Origin of the sequence: Virgibacillus sp. SK37 (genome assembly GCF_000725285.1) — a bacterium.
GTDB lineage: Bacteria > Bacillota > Bacilli > Bacillales > Amphibacillaceae > Virgibacillus_Q.
In genome coordinates this window covers 2,308,903-2,328,792 of record NZ_CP007161.1, presented here as the reverse complement: position 1 = coordinate 2,328,792, position 19,890 = coordinate 2,308,903, and the positions used below count along the sequence as shown (strand labels likewise).

Genomic DNA, 19,890 nt, shown 5'->3' with positions numbered 1-19,890 from the left:
AGGAGGTCGTCATAATGGCATATGTGTTTAAATTGCCTGATATTGGTGAAGGAATCCATGAGGGTGAAATTGTAAAATGGTTTATCAAAGAAGGCGATGAAGTTAAAGAAGATGATGTTTTATGTGAAGTGCAAAATGATAAAGCTGTCGTAGAAATTCCATCTCCTGTGGACGGTACTGTCAAAAAACTGCATGTAGATGAAGGTACAGTTGCGGTTGTTGGTGATTCGTTGATTACATTCGATGCTGAAGGTTATGAATCTGACGAACCGGAAGAAGAGGAACAAAAGGAGTCAGAAGAGAAACCGTCTGAAGATAGCAAAAAAGAGGAAGACAAGAAAGAAGAGAAGAAAGAAGAGAAGACTTCTTCATCAAAAGAGGAAAAGTCTGATGCTTCAAGTTCAGATGAACGAGTAATTGCTATGCCATCCGTACGCAAGTATGCTCGCGATAATGAAGTGGAGGTTCATAAAGTTACTGGTTCAGGGAAAAATGGCAGGGTTCTTAAAGAAGATGTTGATAAGTATCTTAGCGGAGATCAAGCCCTAACTAGTGAAAAAGAAGAACAAAGTGAAGCAGAGGCTACTGCAAGTTCATCACAACAAGCTGCTGCCGCACCTAAAGGGGAATATCCTGAGTCACGCGAAAAAATGAGCGGTATTCGTAAAGCAATTGCAAGTGCAATGGTTAATTCGAAAACGAAAGCTCCTCATGTTACTCTAATGGATGAGGTTGATGTAACTGAGCTTGTAGCACATCGCAAAAAGTTCAAAGCTGTAGCTGCTGAACAGGATATTAAATTAACTTATCTCCCATATGTAGCTAAGGCACTTGTTTCTGCTTCGAAGAAATTCCCTATTTTAAATGCAGCAGTGGATGATGAAACGAACGAAATTATTCACAAGCATTACTATAATATTGGTATTGCAGCGGACACTGAAAAAGGGTTGCTAGTTCCAGTAGTTAAAGACGCCGATCGTAAATCTATTTTTGCTATTTCACAGGAAATTAATGAATTGGCAGAAAAGGCTCGAAGTGGTAAACTAACATCTGAAGAGATGAAGGGTGCATCAAATACAATTACAAATATTGGTTCTGCAGGTGGCCAATGGTTTACACCAGTTTTAAATTACCCAGAAGCAATTATTTTAGGCATTGGACGTATTGCCGAGAAGCCAATTGTACGTGATGGAGAAATTGTAATTGCACCAGTTCTTGCATTATCACTAAGCTTTGATCATCGCATTGTTGATGGAGCAACAGCACAGCTAGCTCTAAATCAAATAAAGCGACTATTGAACGATCCACAATTAATTATGATGGAGGCGTAAGTTATGGTAGTAGGAGATTTTCCAATTGAAGTAGACACAATGGTAGTTGGAGCAGGACCAGGTGGTTACGTAGCGGCTATTCGTGCTGCACAGCTTGGCCAAAAAGTTACCATTGTAGAAAAGGGGACCCTTGGTGGTGTATGCCTTAACGTTGGCTGTATCCCATCAAAAGCACTTATTCAAGCTGGACATTTAACAGAGTACGCTCATGGAAACGAAGAATTAGGAATTAAGTCAGAAAACGTAACAGTTGATTTTTCTAAAGTCCAAGAGTGGAAAGGAAAAGTAGTAAATAAACTAACATCAGGTGTTGAAGGTCTTTTAAAAGGTAATAAAGTTGATATCATTAAAGGCGAGGTTTATTTTGTAGATAAAAATACAGCCAAAGTGATGGATGAAAAAAATTCTCAGACCTATACGTTTAACAACTGTATTATTGCTACTGGTTCAACACCTATAGAAATACCAGGATTTAAATTCTCTGAGCGTGTCCTTGATTCAACCGGAGCATTAAATCTAAACGAAATTCCTAAGAAAATGGTTGTTATCGGTGGAGGTTATATTGGTACCGAGCTTGGCACAGCTTATGCTAATTTCGGCACTGAGGTAACTATACTAGAAGGTACAAAAGATATCCTTGGCGGATTTGAAAAGCAAATGACTCAAACTGTTAAAAAGCGCTTGAAGAAAAAAGGCGTAAAAATTATTACTGAAGCAATGGCAAATGGCGCTGAAGAAACTTCAGATGGTGTCAAAGTGACGTATGAAGCTAAAGGAAAAGAAGAAACAATCGAGGCAGATTATGTACTTGTTACTGTAGGCCGCCGTCCTAATACAGAAGAAATTGGGCTTGAGCAAGTTGGCATAGAAAAAGACGATAAAGGCCGTATTAAAATTGATAAACAATGTCGTACTTCTGTAGACAATATCTATGCAATCGGTGATATTGTTGAAGGAATGCCTCTTGCGCATAAAGCTTCGTATGAAGGTAAGGTTGCTGCAGAAGCAATTAGTGGAGAAAAATCTGAAGTTGATTATATCGGAATGCCTGCAGTTGTATTCTCTGATCCTGAACTGGCTACTGTTGGTTATTCAGAAAAAGATGCAAAAGATGCAGGTTACAAAGTGAAAGCTTCTAAATTCCCGTTTGCCGCAAACGGTCGTGCTCTATCTCTAAATAATAGTGATGGTTTTATGAAACTAATCACTCGTGAGGAAGACGGATTAGTAATTGGTGCTCAAATTGCTGGACCTAATGCAAGTGATATGATTGCCGAATTAGGATTGGCAATTGAAGCAGGAATGACAGCTGAGGATATTGCACTTACTGTTCACGCACATCCTACCCTTGGCGAGATTACTATGGAAGCAGCTGAAGTAGCTTTAGGTACACCTGTTCATATGATGAAATAAAAAAAGGAGCGAAATGCTCCTTTTTTTAGTGGGTTTTTATCATTTTTCGACAGAAGACTCCCTCTTCAATCGTGTAAATGGCGAAGCCCAACGATAAGGGGGAGATGAATGTCGTTAGGTGTTAGCCAAAACTTTCCTAAACATGGTATAATAGGAACACAAGTTCCTAAAGGGAATGAGGTGGAAACAATGTTAGTCAACAAAGCATATAAATTCCGTATCTATCCAAATAAAGAACAAGAAATCATAATCGCAAAGACGACTGGTTGCTCTCGTTTCGTATTTAACAGTTTTTTAGCACTTTGGAACGATACATATAAGAAAACAGGCAAAGGATTAACTTATAATTCTTGTTCTGCCGAGTTAACAAAATTAAAAAAGGAACTCGTATGGCTAACCGAAGTTGATAGCATTGCCCTTCAATCATCCTTGAGAAATCTTGCTGATTCATATACAAGATTCTTCAAGGAACAAAATAAAGCACCACGCTTCAAGTCTAAAAAGAACCCTATTCAGTCTTATACAACAAAGCATACAAATGGGAATATTGAAGTCATTGACAACAAAATTAAGTTGCCGAAACTAGGTCTTGTTCGCTTTGCCAAAAGTCGTGAAGTGCATGGCCGTATCCTTAATGCAACTGTTAGACTAAATCCTAGTGGCAAATACTTTGTATCCATTCTAACTGAAACAGAAGTACAACCATTAGAGAGAACGGATTCATCTATTGGCATAGACTTAGGTATCACTGACTTTGCTATTCTTTCTGATGGTCACAAGATTGACAATAATAAGTTCACATCAAAAATGGAAAAGAAACTGAAACGTGAGCAGCGAAAGCTCTCAAGACGTGCATTACATGCTAAAAACAATGGCATTGACCTTTTTGATACAAAAAACTATCAGAAACAAAAACGTAAAGTTGCTAGATTATACGAAAAAGTAATGAACCAACGTGATGATTTTCTTAACAAGTTAAGTACAGAAATAATCAAAAACCACGATATTGTCTGTATTGAGGACTTGAATACTAAAGGAATGTTACGCAATCATAAGTTGGCAAAATCAATCTCTGACGTGTCATGGTCTGCTTTTGTAACAAAAATAGAATACAAAGCAAAATGGTATGGAAAAACAATCGTAAAAATAAGCAGATGGTTTCCGTCTAGTCAGATATGTTCCAATTGCGGTCATCAAGATGGCAAGAAGTCTCTTGAAATAAGGGACTGGACTTGTTCTGTTTGTAATGAACATCACGATAGAGATATAAATGCCAGCAAAAACATCCTAGCAAAAGGCTTAAAAACCTTAGACTTGGCTTAAACAAAAATATAGAACCGTAGGAACTACGGGAATAGCTTGGTCAATAAGAGAAACCTCTGTTGGCAAAGAAATACGCTAACAAGTACGCTCTGTTCCCAAGAATCTCCCACTTCAAACAACCCGAGAGGGTGTTAAGTGGTGAGTAGTTCAATTTACTATAAACTTCTCCAATGTATTCACTATCTTTGATTTATCTTGCTCTCCTGAAAGCCGTGATAGAGTTCGACCGTTTTTACTAATAATCAAGGTGGTGTCCTCGATTTTTGATAGTTGATCAGCTTCCTCTTTACTAATTTCTTCTGTCTGTATATTCTTAAAAGCAGCCGGATGCTTTGCTTTTAATTCAATTAATGCATCAATATACAGATTTTTATTATGCTCACTTGTAGCATCGGAAAATAGAGATATATGATAATCAAAAGGCTGAAAAGTAACTACATCTATAACGTTGCTATTTGATCTACCACAGCCTGTAGATGATATTAGAATAAATATAATTATAGCTAGAAATTTAATTTTCATGGTAACACTCCCTCTTGGGAAAGAATAGTAAAAATATTTATTATCGTATAGTTTTAGTTTAGCAAATATATATATCTTTTTTGGGCGTGTTACCAGATAGTAAAACAAAAGAAATCTGATTGTTTTATTAGTAATATGCCTGTTTCATAAAAAGGTTATATTTTAAATTATTTTCTTTTTGACTTATACTTATATGTATAAGGACATCATAGGGGAGGCAGAAGAATGCAAAGAATAGGAGCAGTAATTTTCATTGTAGTCGCTATGGTTTTATTGCCAGCATGTAGCAACACGTCTAAAGAAAGTGCTCAGGAAAATAACGCTGACCAAAAGGAAAATGAGCAGCGTGCAGATCAAAAATCTGAGAGTGAAAAAAAAGAAAAGGAAAAGGAAGAAAAAGAATCAGCGGAAGTATCACAGGAAGTGAAAGAACCTAAGTATAAAGTAACAGAAAATGCTTCGATTGTACCTATCGATAATGCTGAGGAAAAAGTTGTACTAGTTACAATCGATGATGCACCTGATAAGTATTCATTGGAAATGGCCAATACATTAAAGGAACTAGGTGTGAATGCTATATTTTTTGTGAATGGCCATTTTATTGAGTCAGAAGAAGGTGCTCAAAAGCTAAAGAAATTACACGAGATGGGCTTTATTATTGGCAATCACACGAAAACGCACGCAAATCTTAAGAAAATATCAAAAGGAGCGCAACGAGAAGAAATTATATCTGTAAGTGATCGAGTAGAGGAAATTATCGGAGAACGGCCATTATTTTTCCGTGCCCCTCATGGAGCAAACACTGATTATTCGAGAGAATTGGTTGCTGAAGAAGGTATGACATTAATGAATTGGACTTATGGCTACGATTATTTTGAACCATATATGGATGCCAATAAATTAGAGCAAGCTATGATCAGTGGAGAAGGTCCTGAGGTAGGAGTAGACTATTCTTTGCTTAAACCAGGAGCGAACCTATTAATGCATGACAGAGAATGGACGAATAAGGCACTGCCTGGAATCATTAAAGGACTGCGTGATAAAGGATATCAAATGGTGGATCCTGCATTAATTAAAACAAAAGATATGTAACGTATCCCTGCAGTTGGGCAGATTGTTTAGCTAATAATCGTCCTATTGCAGGTTTTTTGTTTACAAAAAAATTCTTATATAGCAATGATTATTCAATGCTGCGGGAAATATATAAACTGCGACGTAACTAAGAATATAGAGGCTGCGTAAATCACCGCTACGGGGAAATATTCCGCTTTCCGCGGGCGGCTGATGAGCCTCGGGCCAACACGATGTTGGTCATGAAGGCGTTGCGACAGGACGTCGCGACTTTAGCCTTCCAACCCCTATACTGCGTTTCGGGGTCTCATCGAGGCCTCTCCTCCCGCAGGACAAGGAAGGCTTCGTCAGCAATACATCGCACGATGAAAATGTGTATTTTATTTTCGAGGAGTCTCCATATTTCCCCTTCGCTACTATGTACATTTATATCTACGAAGGAAAATTGCGTTCACATAGATCCAGAATATGCTATGCACGAATTGATTGGAGTGGAATGCGGCAATCTAAGAACGCCACGTCCTGTGGCAACGATTGCATGACCTACGTCCTGTTGGCCCGCGACTCCTGCCGGAATAGCATGAGCTGAAGACCCTGCACGGAGCGTAGCGGAGGAAGCGGCTGAAGCCATGCCGGCGGAAAGCGTCCGCATGCAACGGAAATCAATGGGGCGCGTCTTCTCAAATATTTCACTGAGCTTTTTATAAGCTAAGTTAGGTCGCAGTTTACTCCAACTACGAAGGAAGAAAATACGTTTGTCCCCAATAAGTTGCAGTAGAGCCACAAAAAATGTTCGGGGTTTTTTAAACTTTTGATACAAATTATATTTTGAAAGTCGATTCATATTTTTCACAAATTTAATTATTTTTAAATGTGTATAAAGGCATGATGCAACTGAGGTGTATAACCTGTGAGGTAACATATTTTTTAATGTGATATACTAATTAGGGGTTGAAAAATCCAATGTGTCATATTATAATATGAATACGTTAACATAATAAACGGAAAAGGAGTGGACCAAATGGGCACAATTGTTTGTCAGGATTGTCAGACAGTGATCGATCATTATAATGAAGAGAAAGTAACTACCCTTTATGGGACATGTCCGACTTGCAATGAAAATAAATAACTATAAAACTAGTATATGAATAAAAAAAGACTGCAATTTACAAATTGCAGTCTTTTTTTGCTTGAAAAAACTTTAAAATTTAGGTTCTATAGCTAATTTTTATTGCTGTAATAGCTATGAATCATGCTTCTTTTTATTTAATTAAAAGGTTTATGCTCTTTGATAACGTGTATAGTCTCCAGTGTTTCATCCTGTAACCCCTGCACAGGCAGTCCAGCACGTATATTTTTTTGGATATAATTTATATTTTCTTCCGTAATAATTTCCCCCGGAATAAAAATCGGTATTCCCGGAGGGTAGACCATAATGGATTCGGCACTGATTCTACCGGCTGCAGAACGAAAAGGGATGATTTCTGTCTCCGCATAAAAAGCATCTCTTGGTGTTAATGCCAATAGTGGTATATCAGGGATGGATACTTGTACATTTTTACCGCAATTTGTTTGTGTATTGCTATCATCCAACCTTTTTAGAGCATGAACTAATTTGTCTGTAGTTTCTTTTGTGTCTGCTGGGGTAATAATGCATAAAATATTATACAGATCAGATAATTCTACCTCGATAGAAAAGTTCTCCCTTAGCCATACCTCTGCATCATACCCTGTAATCCCTAAATCTTTTACAGATATAATAAGTTTTGTAGGATCAAAGCTATAGGCAGCTTCTGTTCCTATTATTTCATCTCCTGCACAATAAATGTAATTTAAGCTGTTTATCTGCTTTCTTGTATCATTTGCTAATGTTAGTGCTTCATCCACTAATGTAAATCCATTAACCGCAAGTTGCTTTCTGGCAGTATCTAAGGATGCCAATAAAAGGTAGGATGTTGAGGTAGTTGTTAGCATTGACATAATGGTTTGTACTTTCTCGTGTGATACGCGTGTTCCCTGCAAATTCAAAATGGAACTTTGCGTTAGAGACCCGCCGAGTTTGTGAACACTCGTAGCCGATAGGTCAGCACCAGCCTGCATGGCTGAGAGAGGGAGCTCGTCGTGAAAATGTATATGCACACCATGCGCTTCATCAACTAATACCGGTATATCATATTTGTGACTGATGCTTACGATTTCTTCTAAGTCAGCAGCGACACCAAAATAAGTTGGATTGATGACTAATACTGCTTTTGTATCAGGGTGTGCTTTAATTGCTTTTTTAACTGAATTTGGAGTTATACCATGAGAAATACCGAGTTGTTCATCCAGTTCTGGCTGTATAAAGATTGGAATTGCACCAGAAAAAATTATTGCTGATGTAACAGATTTATGCACATTTCTTGGGACGATAATTTTGTCACCAGGATTACATACACTCAATACCATAGTCATTATTGCTCCACTCGTTCCTTGAACAGAAAAATAAGTGTAGTCAGCACCAAAAGCGTAAGCTGCAAGCTCTTGTGCGTCTTTAATCATTGCATGAGGATGGTGTAAGTCATCCAAAGGCTCTATATTTATTAAATCAATTGCGAATACAGCGTCTCCCAGAAAATCGCGGAATGTAGGCTCTGCAGCTTTTCCTTGTTTATGACCTGGGATGTGAAACGGAATTGGGTTCTTTTCTATATGGTTTAATAGTCCAGTGAATAAAGGTGTTTTATGTTGATTAATCATCGTTCTTCCCTCAATTTCTTCAGTGTTAAATAACTAGAGTATTATAGCAAATTACATCCTATAATTCCACTTCGTTTTTTGGATAGCCTTATTACGGGTAGGGATGGTAACATAGTAATAATTAAGCTTATGATTAATTTTGAGCGTATTAGTTAGTGAAATGGTACATAGTAAATTTTTCAGGAGGCGAATCTAATGAAATGGGAAACTAGAGTTTCGAAACTACTGGATATTAAGTATCCGATTATTCAAGGGGGGCTAGCATATCTTGCATATGCTGATTTGGCAGCAGCTGTTTCCAATGCGGGCGGTTTGGGGCAGATTACAGCTATGAGCCTATCAAGCCCGGAAGAATTAAGAAATGAAATTCGCAAATTAAGGAAAATGACAACAGAACCTTTTGGAGTAAACTTTGCCATTGGAGAGCACGGTAGAGCTTTTGAGCATATGGTCCAAGTTGCTATTGAAGAAAAAGTCCCTGTTATTTCCGTGACAGGTGGAAATCCTAAAAAAGTACTTGATATGGTGAAAGAACACCCTATTAAAAAGCTAGTTCTGGTAGCTGCTCGAAGACAGGCGGAAAAAGCAGAAGAATTGGGAGCAGATGCTGTGATGGTTGTAGGACAAGATGGAGGTGGCCATCTTGGGCGAAGTGATGTGGGAACCTTTACACTAACTCCCCAAGTAGTTGATCATGTATCCATTCCTGTTATTGCTTCTGGTGGAATAGTGGATGGTAGAGGTATGTTGGCAGCTCTTGCTTTAGGAGCGGAAGGAATAGAGATGGGTACTCGCTTTATTGCTACAAAGGAATGCGTTCATGCCCACCCAACCTATAAGCAAGCAATCATAGATGCAGATGAAAACTCCACTGTGGTTATTAAACGTACCTTAGGAACTCCGGCTAGAGCATTAAAGAATCCCTGGACAGAAAAGATTCTAAATGTAGAAAAAGAAGAAGGAGGATATGAAGCTTTAAAGAATTTTATTAGTGGCGACGCCAATAAACGTTATATTTATGATGGTAAGGCAGAGGAAGGGTTTGGCTGGAGTGGACAAGGAGCAGCCAGAATACACGATCTACCATCTGTTAAAGAGTTAATCGAGACAATGATTCTGGAAGCAGAAAAAATAAAAGAAAAATTATAAGTTTGATCAGGAGGTTCAATATGAGTTATCACTATCCAATCGATGAAAGCTGGACAACACAAGAAATAATTGATGTTGTTCAATTTTTTTCATTAATAGAACAAGCCTATGAAAAAGGTGCCGCAAGAAAGGATATAGCTTTATTATATCGTAAGTTCAAACAGATAGTCCCTTCAAAAAGTGAGGAAAAAAAACTGTTTGCGAATTTCCAGCAACAATCAGGCTATTCCAGTTATCAAGTAGTAAAAAAATTAAAAGAGACGGAGCAAGGTATCATCAAAATGAAAGAGGGACATGCTTAAGTATGCCCCTCTTTCATTTTTATTTGCTTCTCAATGCCATTTGATAGAAAGGAATTAAACTGTTAAAGGTGTCCTTCACAGTATTGATAAATGTATCCCCATTTTTTACACGCACATCCGTACTAGGGAGGTGTTGACCAATCAAAAATTCAGCTTTTTTTACATCACGGAAACGTTCCACATCTTTCTTTTCTAAGTCCTTAAGGCTAATTGATGTCTTTTTTGTATGATCAAGTGATACTTTATAATAATCTGGTAGATTCGTTAATTCTTGGTAATTATCCAGAAATGTTTGAGCGATTTCTTTCTTATGATCCAATTCATAAATAAGAGCAAGCCAAACAAATACATGGTCATCGAACAGACCAATCTGAAAATGGGGGTGTTTTTTATAACCACGTTTATTATCCGCTATGGCAAGCCACGTATCTTTTGGAGGATTTACTGTTCTTCTTGCGTGTTTGGCAATGTGCAAATATACTTCATTGCCTAATTGTGCTGATAAATAATCAACCATATAGCTTCCTAATTCTTGAAATTTCGGTTGAATTCTTGTTTGTATTGCTTCCATCCGCTCATCTAGGCCTTCTATTAAAAATGTATCAAAATCATGCTGGCTAAAACCATCAAAATTCATGTATATCTTCCCTTCTCGTTATCCTGAACTATTTATAATAATTATTATTAAATTTTTATCGCAATACGTCAAGTAAGTGAACTTATATCCTTAGTATGAGTAGGTTTATGTTTAAAAACAGCGAAACTTGGGAATTGATAAATCAACTAACTGATTTTCAGAAAATTTATTGAACAAAATTGTAAGACAGTCATAAACATATTAAAAGCGATGCTGAAAGGTTGTGAATCAAGTGAAATATGTAATGGAGGCCCTGAGACGAAAAGAAGCTGAGGAAAAATTACCTGTAATCCGTATGGAAATTGATTATGAATTGGTAACTCTCCATGATGCCCTGAAAGCAGAAGATAAAGTGCAAATTATTAAATCAAAAGAAAAACTGAAGCAGCTTAGAGAACAGTTGCTAAAAATTGAGAATGAGTAAAAAGCTTCTTTAAACCTTCAACAGTTCAATACGATGTTGAAGGTATTTTATTTCTTTTAAATGATACGCCAACCCGTAGACAATGAATAATTTATTAAAATTTGATAGTATAGAATAAACAGTAGATAGGGGATGCAATATGGTAGCAGAATGGGACAAAATATTTGACCAAGCTAAGTCTTGGATACTTGAAGCTGGAGAAACGATTAGAAGGAAAATAAACGATCCACTAACTATTAATACGAAGTCCAATCCAAATGATTTAGTAACAGAAATGGATAAGGAAACAGAATTATTTTTTGCAAAAAAGATAAAAGTCACGTATCCTGATCATTTAATTCTAAGTGAAGAAGGCTTTGGCGATGATATCACCTCACTGAGTGGCACAGTATGGATTATTGATCCTATCGACGGAACAATGAATTTTGTTCATCAAAAAAGAAACTTTGCCATCTCGATTGGTATCTATCAAGATGGGGTTGGTGAAATAGGGCTTATCTATAATGTAATGGAGGATGTTTTATATAGTGGAATACGAAATAAAGGTGCTTATAAAAATGAGAGAAAGCTGCCCTTATTATCTGAATCCGTTAAGATAGAAGAAGCAATCTTAGGTCTAAACCACTTCTGGTTATGCGAAAATAGATTAGTAAAAGAACAAATGATGCAGCAATTAGTTAGGAAAGTACGGGGAACAAGAACATATGGTTCAGCAGCACTGGAGTTTGCGTTTGTTGCAGAAGGTATTATGGATGGTTATTTGACGATGAGACTATCTCCTTGGGATATAGCAGCTGGTGTGGTTATAGTCAATGAGGTTGGAGGAATAACAACGGATATTAATGGTGATGAGTTAAATATGATTAAAAATAATTCTGTTTTTACTTGTAACCCACGTGTCCAGCATATTATCATTGATGAATATTTAAAAAAAGGAAGAAAGTGATTCAAAAATGAATCACTTTCTTTTCCTTTTGGATAAACCATAACCCATAATAGCAAAACCTAGGAAGATAAATAATAAAACGAGCCATATGTTGCGATAAGCAATGGCAACACCAACAGCAACAAACATAGAAATCACTAAAATAGCTAAGAATAGCTTTGAAAAATTAATTCCTTTCATAAGGCCACCTCAATTTCTTTCAAAAAACAGTATATCTTAAAATGCTGAGATATTCAAAAAGAACAATTAATGAAATATATGTGAAATAACTAGCATGAAGCAAAAAGATTTAGTATGATGGTAAAAGGTTTTCAAGAATTAAAATGGATAACTATTAATGGGGGAGAATAATGGAGACGAATTACAGTCTTATTTTGGATTTACTTATACACTTTTTCGGCACAGATCATATATTTTGGATTTTTTATATATTAAATTTAATATTTGGTTCCATATCATTTAAGTTAGGATTTGCTCGAGAGCTACCTATTTTAAAAACCATTATTGTTTATATTATGCTTGCGATCGGAACATTTATTTTAACGATATTTAGCATCATGAATCTTCCTATTACGGAGAGCTTAATCATTGTCGCTTTAGTGTTAGGCATTTATAGATATAGACTACATAAGCAAAGAACAGCTACCAAGTAAAAAAACGTCTTTTAAGGACGTTTTTTTATATCAAATCATTTTTCTTTTTTTTCTCTTTATACAATTGAAAATCCCCAGTCGCATGTCGTTCATACGTTTTCTTTTTAATACGATCATAGCAATCTTGGCATAAATACATATGGATTCTTCTGTTTCTCAGACGTTTAGCTTGTAAAGAATCATCTTCAATTGCTTCAACTGTATCACAAATGGAGCACTTAACTTGCATAATGTCACCTCTAATTCCAAGCCTCTAAATAATTCTTTATTTTATTTTAACATAAGAAATGGGAATGAAGAAATACAGATTCACGTTTTATTCTTTTATATCGGGGAATAAATAAATAAGACTACATTGTCAAAGAAAGGGCGATTCCATGAAAAAAAGATATATTGCATCTGCTGTAGGTGCAACTGGTGCGATTGCTGCAACAGGTATGTATCTGAAAGACAAAAATAACCGTGATAAAGTGATGGAAAAGGCTAAAGGGATGAAAAGTAAGTTTATGAATAATGATAGCTTAAAAGAACCATTTGAGGATGCTGGTGTGCCTGATCAGTCGGAAACAAAAGATTTAGCTCAATTGGAGAACGCAAAAATGGTGTCCGAGGGTTCACAATTCGGAGTTCAATATTATAATGAATATAAGAAAGAGAACACAAGCGAAAATGAGCAAAATTAGAAAAAAGATTGCCTGATAAAGCAGGCAATCTTTTTAATATTATTTATCCTTCTGATGGTTCGATTGTTCCTCTTGAATTTGGTCTAATTGTTTTTGCTCTTCTTCAGGTAGCACTTCTTTATTTTGGTCTGGATCTACAGGTTGATCATCTTTAATTGGAAAATCAGGCATATATCTACCAACTATGGCTGCAAGTTCATCTACAATACCTTGAACAGGGTGTCCTTGTTTTATTTTATTTCCCATATTACGAATTCTTTCGGTTGCATCTGCATCAGCAATTACAACTGCGGTTTTACCATACGGATCATGGTAAAGAGCTTCTGATACTGAATATTTTATTGTTCCAACACGAGATCTGTCTAATTCTTTAGCAACATCAATACCCACCACAGCATACGGACCTGCCACAACCGCAGATGCTCCTTGGACATTCGGAACCTCGCTGGCGATATTTGCCAGTCGGTCGGCTATTTCGTTATTGGAGAGGTTTTCTGAATCAGTTGTTTCTGAATTTTTAACCTGTAAAAACTTTTGGTTGTTGTTTTCTTTACTCTCCAAGGCTTCTTCTTCATTTTGTTGGCATCCGACTATAAAAAACATAATTATTAGCATTTGAACAAAATAAAGCTTCTTCTGCATTATTGATCTCTCCTTCTTATCACTTGTTGTAATGGTTATTTTTAGATAGAAAGGTTTAATTTATACAGATGTTTAGTGTAGGGATGGTTATATAAATTAAATTCAGAGATTTAATGTAACAATGTATAGGATTTGCACTTTCAGTTTTTAAACGTAGCGTTTTTCTTACGATATCACGTCGGCGGCAAAGAAAAGAGGTTGGTCGATTCATAAAAATTACTCACTTTTATAGTTTAGAAACAAAAAAGCTGTCACATTTGTGTGAACAGCTCTTTTTATAGTTAGTTAATAACAATCTTTTTAATGCCGACAATTGGGCCAGTGAAATTGGATCCATCTTGATAAAGGAAGTGCACTGGCCCATTTTCTTTTAATGGTTTACCATCTAAGGCAAATAGAAAGTATCCTGCCTTTAGTTCGTCAATAGATAGGTTGTAATCCCCATTTTCTGTTAGAAGGGTGGCATTTACTGCATCTGTTTTTATTTCAGCATTATTAATAAAATCCTTTAATGGCATTACATACGAGCTAGTGAGTATCTTTTCTCTTTCAAATTGTTTAATGCTACGATTTACCGGTGGCTTAGAAAATTGCGGGTCCAATTCCTTCTCCCAACGTTTAGAAGCCTTCTCAATTTCATCTGTTTCATCTGCTTCTGAAAGTTTATTTTCGAATACTTCCTCGAGTAATATTTTCCTGTCATCAAAAATCCAAACAGTAGGATCAAGAGTGATGGAATATGACACATTTCCAATAATAGGTACAATCAATTTTTTCACCTCATTCATAAAGTCTCTACTAAGAATAGCAGAATAACATAAATATTTCATTTCATTACATTTAAAAAATAATATTTTGTTTGCAATTTTTATAAGCAAACGATAATATAATATAGAAGGAAGTCTTTTTAAATGGAGGGATTTATTTGATGCCTGAGATGACAGTAAATCATCGTGAAAAAGCCCACGCCCTTCTTAAGGCTGATGCTGATAAAATTTTACGATTAATAGAAGTTCAAATAGAAAATTTAACCATGCCTCAGTGCCCGTTGTACGAAGAAGTTTTGGACACGCAGATGTTCGGCTTATCAAGGGAAATTGATTTTGCTGTTCGTTTGGACTTGATCAGCGAAGATGAAGGCAAAGCACTTCTCGAAAATCTAGAGAGGCAGCTTAATATACTACATGAAGCAGCGCAAAACTCATTGTGACATACTAATGTACACAAAAAGGCGTTAATTTTCAATTAGCAAAAACTTTGCCTACATAATAATTGGCAAGGTTTTTTTGTTTATATAAATTCAAAAATTAGATGAAAGTAGAAAAACCATTTAGAAATGTGTTATACTATTGTTAAATGTGTTATCATATTTTTCTATTTCATCTTAAACATTACATAGTAGGGAGAAGTAAGATGATACAGAAATTAAAAGATTATGATTTTACATTAATAATTACACCCATTCTTCTAGCTGCCTTTGGTATGGTGATGATTTATAGTGCCAGTATGGTAACTTCTATTGTCGAAGGATATGAAAGTACGCACTATCTGATTAAACAATTGCAATGGTTTGTAATTGGCTTGGCAGGATTTATATTTTGTAGTATATTTCCCTATAAGTATTATCAGAAATTAATGAAGATAATAATTTTATTTGTAATTCTTCTATTGGTAGGTGTTTTGTTTTTTGGTACAACAATTAACAATGCAAAATCTTGGTTTTCATTTGGACCAATAAGCCTTCAACCTGCAGAATTTGCTAAACTTGCCCTTATTATGTATTTGGCCTCCGTGTATTCAAAAAAACAGGCGTACATTAATGAATTTACAAAAGGGGTACTCCCACCATTAGTTTTGACAGGGATTATTTTATCCCTAATAGTGCTGCAACCGGATATTGGTACAGCATCTATTATATTTCTAATAGCCTGTTCAGTAATTTTCAGTGCAGGTATTCGTTTTAAACATCTTTTTTTACTAATTGGGATTGGGTTGGTGATTTTGGCAATAGCAATTCCTAATATGGTAACAGATGTCAGGATATCCAGGTTTACTGGAGCTTATCAACCATTTCAGACCCCCGAAGATGGAGGATATCATCTTATTCAGTCATACCTGGCTATTGGCGGCGGCGGGTTTACTGGAGAAGGGCTGGGTCAGAGTGTGCAAAAGCTTGGTTATCTCATGGAGGCGCATACTGATTTTATTATGGCAATAATTGCAGAAGAACTTGGTTTTATGGGTGTAATGATTGTAATTGGGATGATAGCAACTATTGTGTTACGTGGAATATTCATATCAAGCAAATGTCAAGATAGTTTTGGCTCCCTACTAGCAATAGGTATTTCTTCAATGATTGGGCTTCAAGCGTTCATTAATTTAGGTGCAATTAGTGGGGTTTTACCGATTACCGGAGTACCACTTCCGTTTGTGAGTTATGGAGGTTCTTCTCTTCTTGTATTAATGATTTCAATGGGAATAATGAATAATATTGCCATGTCAGTGAAGACAGCAGAACGAACTCCAGTTTCTGAACATAAAAAAACGGAACCACATATATATCAAAATAGAGGAGGAAGAACATGGCAGAAGTAAATAAAATTAATAAAGTACTTGTTGCAAATCGTGGAGAGATAGCAATACGGGTTTTCCGTGCTTGTACAGAACTGAATATCAGGACAGTAGCTATATATTCAAAAGAAGACTCTGGGTCTTATCATCGCTATAAAGCCGATGAATCTTATTTAATTGGTGAAGGAAAAAAGCCGATTGATGCATATTTGGATATAGAAGGGATTATTGAACTTGCAAAAAGTGTAGGTGTCGATGCAATACATCCCGGTTATGGATTTTTATCTGAGAACATAAACTTTGCGAAACGTTGTGAAGAAGAGGGAATCATCTTCATTGGCCCTACAAGTGAACATTTACATATGTTCGGTGATAAGGTAAGAGCAAGATCACAAGCAGTTAAAGCAGGTATCCCTGTAATCCCGGGCACCGACGGTCCTGTGAATTCAATGGAAGAGGTGGAAGATTTCGGCCAAAAGTTCGGCTTTCCTATAATTATTAAAGCTTCACTTGGTGGCGGAGGACGCGGAATGCGCATTGTTCGAAACGAAAAAGGGCTTGCAGATGCGTATGATCGTGCAAAATCTGAGGCTAAAGCCGCTTTTGGTAATGACGAAATATATGTAGAAAAACTTATTGAAAATCCAAAACATATTGAAGTGCAAATTATTGGGGACAAAGATGGAAATATTGTTCATCTTTATGAGAGGGATTGCTCTGTACAACGGCGTCATCAAAAAGTAGTGGAAGTAGCGCCTAGTCTTTCGTTGAACGAGGATTTACGGATGGATATTTGTCAAGCTGCTGTTAACTTAATGAAAAATGTTGGTTATATCAATGCAGGAACAGTAGAATTCTTGGTAACAAATAACGAATTTTATTTTATTGAAGTTAATCCAAGAGTTCAAGTAGAGCATACTATTACAGAAATGATAACTGGTGTTGATATTGTTCAAACACAAGTAAAGGTTGCAGAAGGAAGGAACATTCACGATAACTCAATAGGAATTCCTTCTCAGGAAGCAATTGTAACGAATGGGTTTGCTATTCAATCAAGAGTAACTACAGAAGACCCCCTAAATAACTTTATGCCTGATACGGGCAAGATTATGGCATATCGAACCGGCGGAGGGTTTGGTGTACGGTTGGATGCCGGTAACGGTTTCCAAGGTGCGGTCATTTCTCCTCATTATGATTCATTATTGGTCAAAGTATCGACTTGGGCATTGACTTTTGACCAAGCTGCACAAAAAATGGTCAGAAATCTGAAAGAATTTAGAATACGAGGAATTAAAACGAATATTCCTTTCTTGGAAAACGTAATCTTGCACAAGCATTTTTTAACAGGGGAATACGATACAACTTTTATTGATCAAACACCTGAGTTATTTGTTTTTCCTAAGCGGAAAGACCGAGGAACAAAGATGCTCACATATATTGCCAATACAACTGTTAATGGAATGGATGGCGCGGAAAAGAAGCGGAAGCCTGTTTTTCCTAAATTAGAAGTTCCTGCTGTGAACCATTTGGAAGCAATACCACGGGGAACAAAACAAATACTTGATGAGCAAGGACCTGAGGCGTTAGCCAAGTGGTTAAAAGAACAAAAAGAAGTTATGCTTACTGATACAACCTTTCGTGATGCCCACCAATCTTTATTAGCTACAAGGGTTAGAACAAAGGATTTAACCAGGATTGCGGAGCCAACAGCAAGATTATTGCCAAACTTGTTTTCAGTGGAAATGTGGGGAGGGGCTACTTTTGATGTTGCTTATCGCTTCTTAAAAGAGGATCCTTGGGAAAGATTGTTGAATTTGCGTAAGGAAATGCCAAATGTATTATTTCAGATGTTATTACGTGCAAGCAATGCGGTAGGCTACAAGAATTACCCTGATAACCTAATTAAAGAATTTGTTGGGAAGAGTGCGGAAGCCGGAATAGATGTATTTCGAATCTTTGATAGCTTAAATTGGGTAGAAGGTATGAAACTTGCAATAGAGACTGTTAGAGAGAATGGCAAAATAGCAGAGGCTTCCATGTGTTATACAGGAGATATCCTTGATAAAGGCCGCTCGAAATATGATCTTAACTACTACGTAAATCTTGCTAAAGAGCTTGAGCAAGCAGGTGCACATATTTTAGGGATTAAAGACATGGCTGGTCTACTTAAACCAGAAGCAGCCTATCAACTAATCTCTGCTTTGAAGGAATCTATTGATCTACCAATTCACCTCCACACTCATGACACAAGTGGAAACGGTATTTTGACTTATTCTCGTGCCATTGACGCAGGAATAGATGCTGTAGACGTAGCTGCGAGTTCTATGTCAGGCTTAACATCACAACCAAGTGCACAATCGTTGTATCACGCATTGCAAGGATCAAAACGCCAACCGGATATAAACGTAGATGCATACGAAAAGCTTTCTCATTACTGGGAAGGTATTAGAGAGTATTACCAAGACTTTGAAAGCGGAATGAGAGCACCACATTCGGAAGTGTATTTCCATGAAATGCCCGGTGGGCAATATAGTAATCTTCAACAACAAGCAAAGGCTGTTGGATTGGGGGATCGCTGGAATGAAGTGAAGGCAATGTTCCGACAGGTAAATGACATGTTTGGAGATATTGTAAAAGTAACTCCTTCTTCAAAAGTGATTGGTGACATGGCTTTATTTATGGTTCAAAATAATCTGACAGAAGATGATATTTATGAACGAGGAGAATCCATTGATTTTCCTGATTCTGTTATTGAATTTGCCCAAGGCTATATTGGCCAGCCATACCAAGGCTTTCCACAAGAATTACAGCGGATAATTCTAAAGGGGAGAGAATCTATAAAAGTTCGTCCTGGCGAATTACTTGATCCTGTTAATTTCACAGCACTAAAAGAAAATCTGTTTAAAACATTGGATCGCCAAGTAACTAGCTTTGATATGATATCATATGCTCTTTATCCTAAAGTATTTATGGATTACCATCGTTTTTATGAGACTTACGGTGACATGTCTGTCTTGGATACACCTAGTTTTTTCTATGGTATGAGACTGGGTGAGGAAATTGAAGTAGAAATTGAACAAGGAAAAACATTAATTGTAAAGTTGGTATCTATCTCAGAACCTCAAATAGATGGAACAAGAGTGGTGTACTTTGAATTAAATGGGCAAGCTCGTGAAGTAGTAGTCAAAGATGAAAGTATAAAGGGAGCTATCACAGCTCGGCCACAGGTTGACAAGACAAATAATAAGCAAATTGGTGCAACAATGCCGGGTACAGTTATAGAAGCTCTATGTAAAAAAGGAGATCAGGTCAACAAAGGTGATTATCTTCTAATTACAGAAGCTATGAAAATGGAAACAACAGTACAGGCGCCATTTTCCGGAGTCATTAAAGAGATTTATGTTGCAAACGGAGAAGCAATCGCCGTAAATGATCTATTAATCGAGTTTGAATAATATAGTGAATATATTAACAGTTTGGTTAG

Annotated in this window: 21 protein-coding genes; 14 read left to right on the top strand and 7 right to left on the bottom strand. The window is 36.6% G+C overall.

All coding sequences use genetic code 11. The annotated features are described in order from the left end of the window. The first annotated feature begins 14 nt into the window (after positions 1 to 14). The 3 genes from X953_RS12005 to tnpB all read left to right on the top strand — a co-directional run bounded on the left by X953_RS12005 (position 15) and on the right by tnpB (position 4,067). Complete coding sequence (locus tag X953_RS12005) at positions 15 to 1,331, top strand: dihydrolipoamide acetyltransferase family protein (protein ID WP_040955793.1); 1,317 nt, start codon at positions 15 to 17, stop codon at positions 1,329 to 1,331. A 3-nt stretch (positions 1,332 to 1,334) separates the two neighbouring features. Further along, positions 1,335 to 2,744, top strand: coding sequence for a dihydrolipoyl dehydrogenase (lpdA, locus tag X953_RS12000; RefSeq protein ID WP_040955792.1), 1,410 nt, complete (start codon positions 1,335 to 1,337; stop codon positions 2,742 to 2,744). Between the two features lie 189 nt (positions 2,745 to 2,933). Next, positions 2,934 to 4,067 (top strand): IS200/IS605 family element RNA-guided endonuclease TnpB, encoded by a 1,134-nt coding sequence (gene tnpB, locus X953_RS11995; RefSeq protein ID WP_040957097.1) that lies wholly within the window; start codon positions 2,934 to 2,936, stop codon positions 4,065 to 4,067. A gap of 147 nt (positions 4,068 to 4,214) precedes the next feature. Here the strand turns inward: tnpB and X953_RS11990 are convergent, their stop codons facing one another. After that, positions 4,215 to 4,589 carry a hypothetical protein gene (locus tag X953_RS11990; RefSeq protein ID WP_040955791.1) on the bottom strand — a complete coding sequence of 125 codons (375 nt, stop codon included), beginning with the start codon at positions 4,587 to 4,589 and terminating at the stop codon, positions 4,215 to 4,217. Positions 4,590 to 4,814: 225 nt separating this feature from the next. On the opposite strand from X953_RS11990, the gene X953_RS11985 reads away from it, so the two are divergent. Together X953_RS11985 and X953_RS19545 are read left to right on the top strand one after the other, a co-directional pair. Further along, entirely contained in the window at positions 4,815 to 5,681 is an 867-nt protein-coding gene (locus X953_RS11985) for a polysaccharide deacetylase family protein (RefSeq protein ID WP_040955790.1), read from the top strand. A gap of 1,000 nt (positions 5,682 to 6,681) precedes the next feature. Next, on the top strand, positions 6,682 to 6,789 hold the full coding sequence (locus X953_RS19545; protein ID WP_071649108.1) for a GapA-binding peptide SR1P: 108 nt from the start codon (positions 6,682 to 6,684) through the stop codon (positions 6,787 to 6,789). Positions 6,790 to 6,926: 137 nt separating this feature from the next. Here X953_RS19545 and X953_RS11975 read toward each other — a convergent pair whose 3' ends face one another. Then, positions 6,927 to 8,396, bottom strand: coding sequence for an aminotransferase class I/II-fold pyridoxal phosphate-dependent enzyme (locus X953_RS11975; protein ID WP_040957096.1), 1,470 nt, complete (start codon positions 8,394 to 8,396; stop codon positions 6,927 to 6,929). Positions 8,397 to 8,594: 198 nt separating this feature from the next. On the opposite strand from X953_RS11975, the gene X953_RS11970 reads away from it, so the two are divergent. Next, positions 8,595 to 9,548: a nitronate monooxygenase family protein gene (locus X953_RS11970; RefSeq protein WP_040955788.1), complete on the top strand. Its 954-nt coding sequence runs from the start codon at positions 8,595 to 8,597 to the stop codon at positions 9,546 to 9,548. A gap of 20 nt (positions 9,549 to 9,568) precedes the next feature. Next, positions 9,569 to 9,850 carry a UPF0223 family protein gene (locus tag X953_RS11965; protein ID WP_040955787.1) on the top strand — a complete coding sequence of 94 codons (282 nt, stop codon included), beginning with the start codon at positions 9,569 to 9,571 and terminating at the stop codon, positions 9,848 to 9,850. A gap of 19 nt (positions 9,851 to 9,869) precedes the next feature. Here the strand turns inward: X953_RS11965 and X953_RS11960 are convergent, their stop codons facing one another. After that, positions 9,870 to 10,487, bottom strand: coding sequence for a YktB family protein (locus tag X953_RS11960; RefSeq protein ID WP_040955786.1), 618 nt, complete (start codon positions 10,485 to 10,487; stop codon positions 9,870 to 9,872). A gap of 232 nt (positions 10,488 to 10,719) precedes the next feature. On the opposite strand from X953_RS11960, the gene X953_RS11955 reads away from it, so the two are divergent. Both X953_RS11955 and X953_RS11950 read left to right on the top strand, forming a co-directional pair. Then, the gene (locus X953_RS11955; protein WP_026041477.1) at positions 10,720 to 10,911 is read left to right on the top strand and encodes a hypothetical protein; all 192 of its coding nucleotides are present in this window, start codon (positions 10,720 to 10,722) and stop codon (positions 10,909 to 10,911) included. A gap of 139 nt (positions 10,912 to 11,050) precedes the next feature. Next, on the top strand, positions 11,051 to 11,857 hold the full coding sequence (locus X953_RS11950; RefSeq protein WP_040955785.1) for an inositol monophosphatase family protein: 807 nt from the start codon (positions 11,051 to 11,053) through the stop codon (positions 11,855 to 11,857). Between the two features lie 12 nt (positions 11,858 to 11,869). Here X953_RS11950 and X953_RS20075 read toward each other — a convergent pair whose 3' ends face one another. Next, positions 11,870 to 12,037, bottom strand: coding sequence for a DUF5325 family protein (locus X953_RS20075; RefSeq protein WP_198023271.1), 168 nt, complete (start codon positions 12,035 to 12,037; stop codon positions 11,870 to 11,872). A 170-nt stretch (positions 12,038 to 12,207) separates the two neighbouring features. Between X953_RS20075 and X953_RS11945 the strand changes: the two genes are divergently transcribed. Then, a complete protein-coding gene (locus X953_RS11945; RefSeq protein WP_040955784.1) occupies positions 12,208 to 12,510 on the top strand; it encodes a YlaH-like family protein in 303 nt (100 codons plus the stop codon). Positions 12,511 to 12,535: 25 nt separating this feature from the next. Here the strand turns inward: X953_RS11945 and X953_RS11940 are convergent, their stop codons facing one another. After that, positions 12,536 to 12,742 (bottom strand): YlaI family protein, encoded by a 207-nt coding sequence (locus tag X953_RS11940; RefSeq protein ID WP_232217854.1) that lies wholly within the window; start codon positions 12,740 to 12,742, stop codon positions 12,536 to 12,538. 145 nt (positions 12,743 to 12,887) lie between these two features. Here X953_RS11940 and X953_RS11935 point away from each other — a divergent pair, with 145 nt between their 5' ends. Then, the gene (locus tag X953_RS11935) at positions 12,888 to 13,193 is read left to right on the top strand and encodes a hypothetical protein (RefSeq protein ID WP_040955782.1); all 306 of its coding nucleotides are present in this window, start codon (positions 12,888 to 12,890) and stop codon (positions 13,191 to 13,193) included. A 39-nt stretch (positions 13,194 to 13,232) separates the two neighbouring features. On the opposite strand, the gene X953_RS11930 is transcribed toward X953_RS11935, so the two are convergent. Together X953_RS11930 and X953_RS11925 are read right to left on the bottom strand one after the other, a co-directional pair. Next, positions 13,233 to 13,835 carry a YhcN/YlaJ family sporulation lipoprotein gene (locus X953_RS11930; protein WP_040955781.1) on the bottom strand — a complete coding sequence of 201 codons (603 nt, stop codon included), beginning with the start codon at positions 13,833 to 13,835 and terminating at the stop codon, positions 13,233 to 13,235. 281 nt (positions 13,836 to 14,116) lie between these two features. Beyond that, on the bottom strand, positions 14,117 to 14,605 hold the full coding sequence (locus X953_RS11925) for a hypothetical protein (RefSeq protein ID WP_040955780.1): 489 nt from the start codon (positions 14,603 to 14,605) through the stop codon (positions 14,117 to 14,119). A 158-nt stretch (positions 14,606 to 14,763) separates the two neighbouring features. Between X953_RS11925 and X953_RS11920 the strand changes: the two genes are divergently transcribed. The 3 genes from X953_RS11920 to pyc all read left to right on the top strand — a co-directional run bounded on the left by X953_RS11920 (position 14,764) and on the right by pyc (position 19,861). Then, positions 14,764 to 15,045 (top strand): YlaN family protein, encoded by a 282-nt coding sequence (locus X953_RS11920; protein WP_019378701.1) that lies wholly within the window; start codon positions 14,764 to 14,766, stop codon positions 15,043 to 15,045. A gap of 203 nt (positions 15,046 to 15,248) precedes the next feature. Continuing rightward, a complete protein-coding gene (gene ftsW / locus X953_RS11915; RefSeq protein WP_040955779.1) occupies positions 15,249 to 16,430 on the top strand; it encodes a putative lipid II flippase FtsW in 1,182 nt (393 codons plus the stop codon). Continuing rightward, on the top strand, positions 16,418 to 19,861 hold the full coding sequence (gene pyc, locus X953_RS11910; RefSeq protein WP_040955778.1) for a pyruvate carboxylase: 3,444 nt from the start codon (positions 16,418 to 16,420) through the stop codon (positions 19,859 to 19,861). The genes ftsW and pyc overlap by 13 nt, the downstream gene beginning before the upstream one ends. Positions 19,862 to 19,890 lie beyond the last annotated feature (29 nt).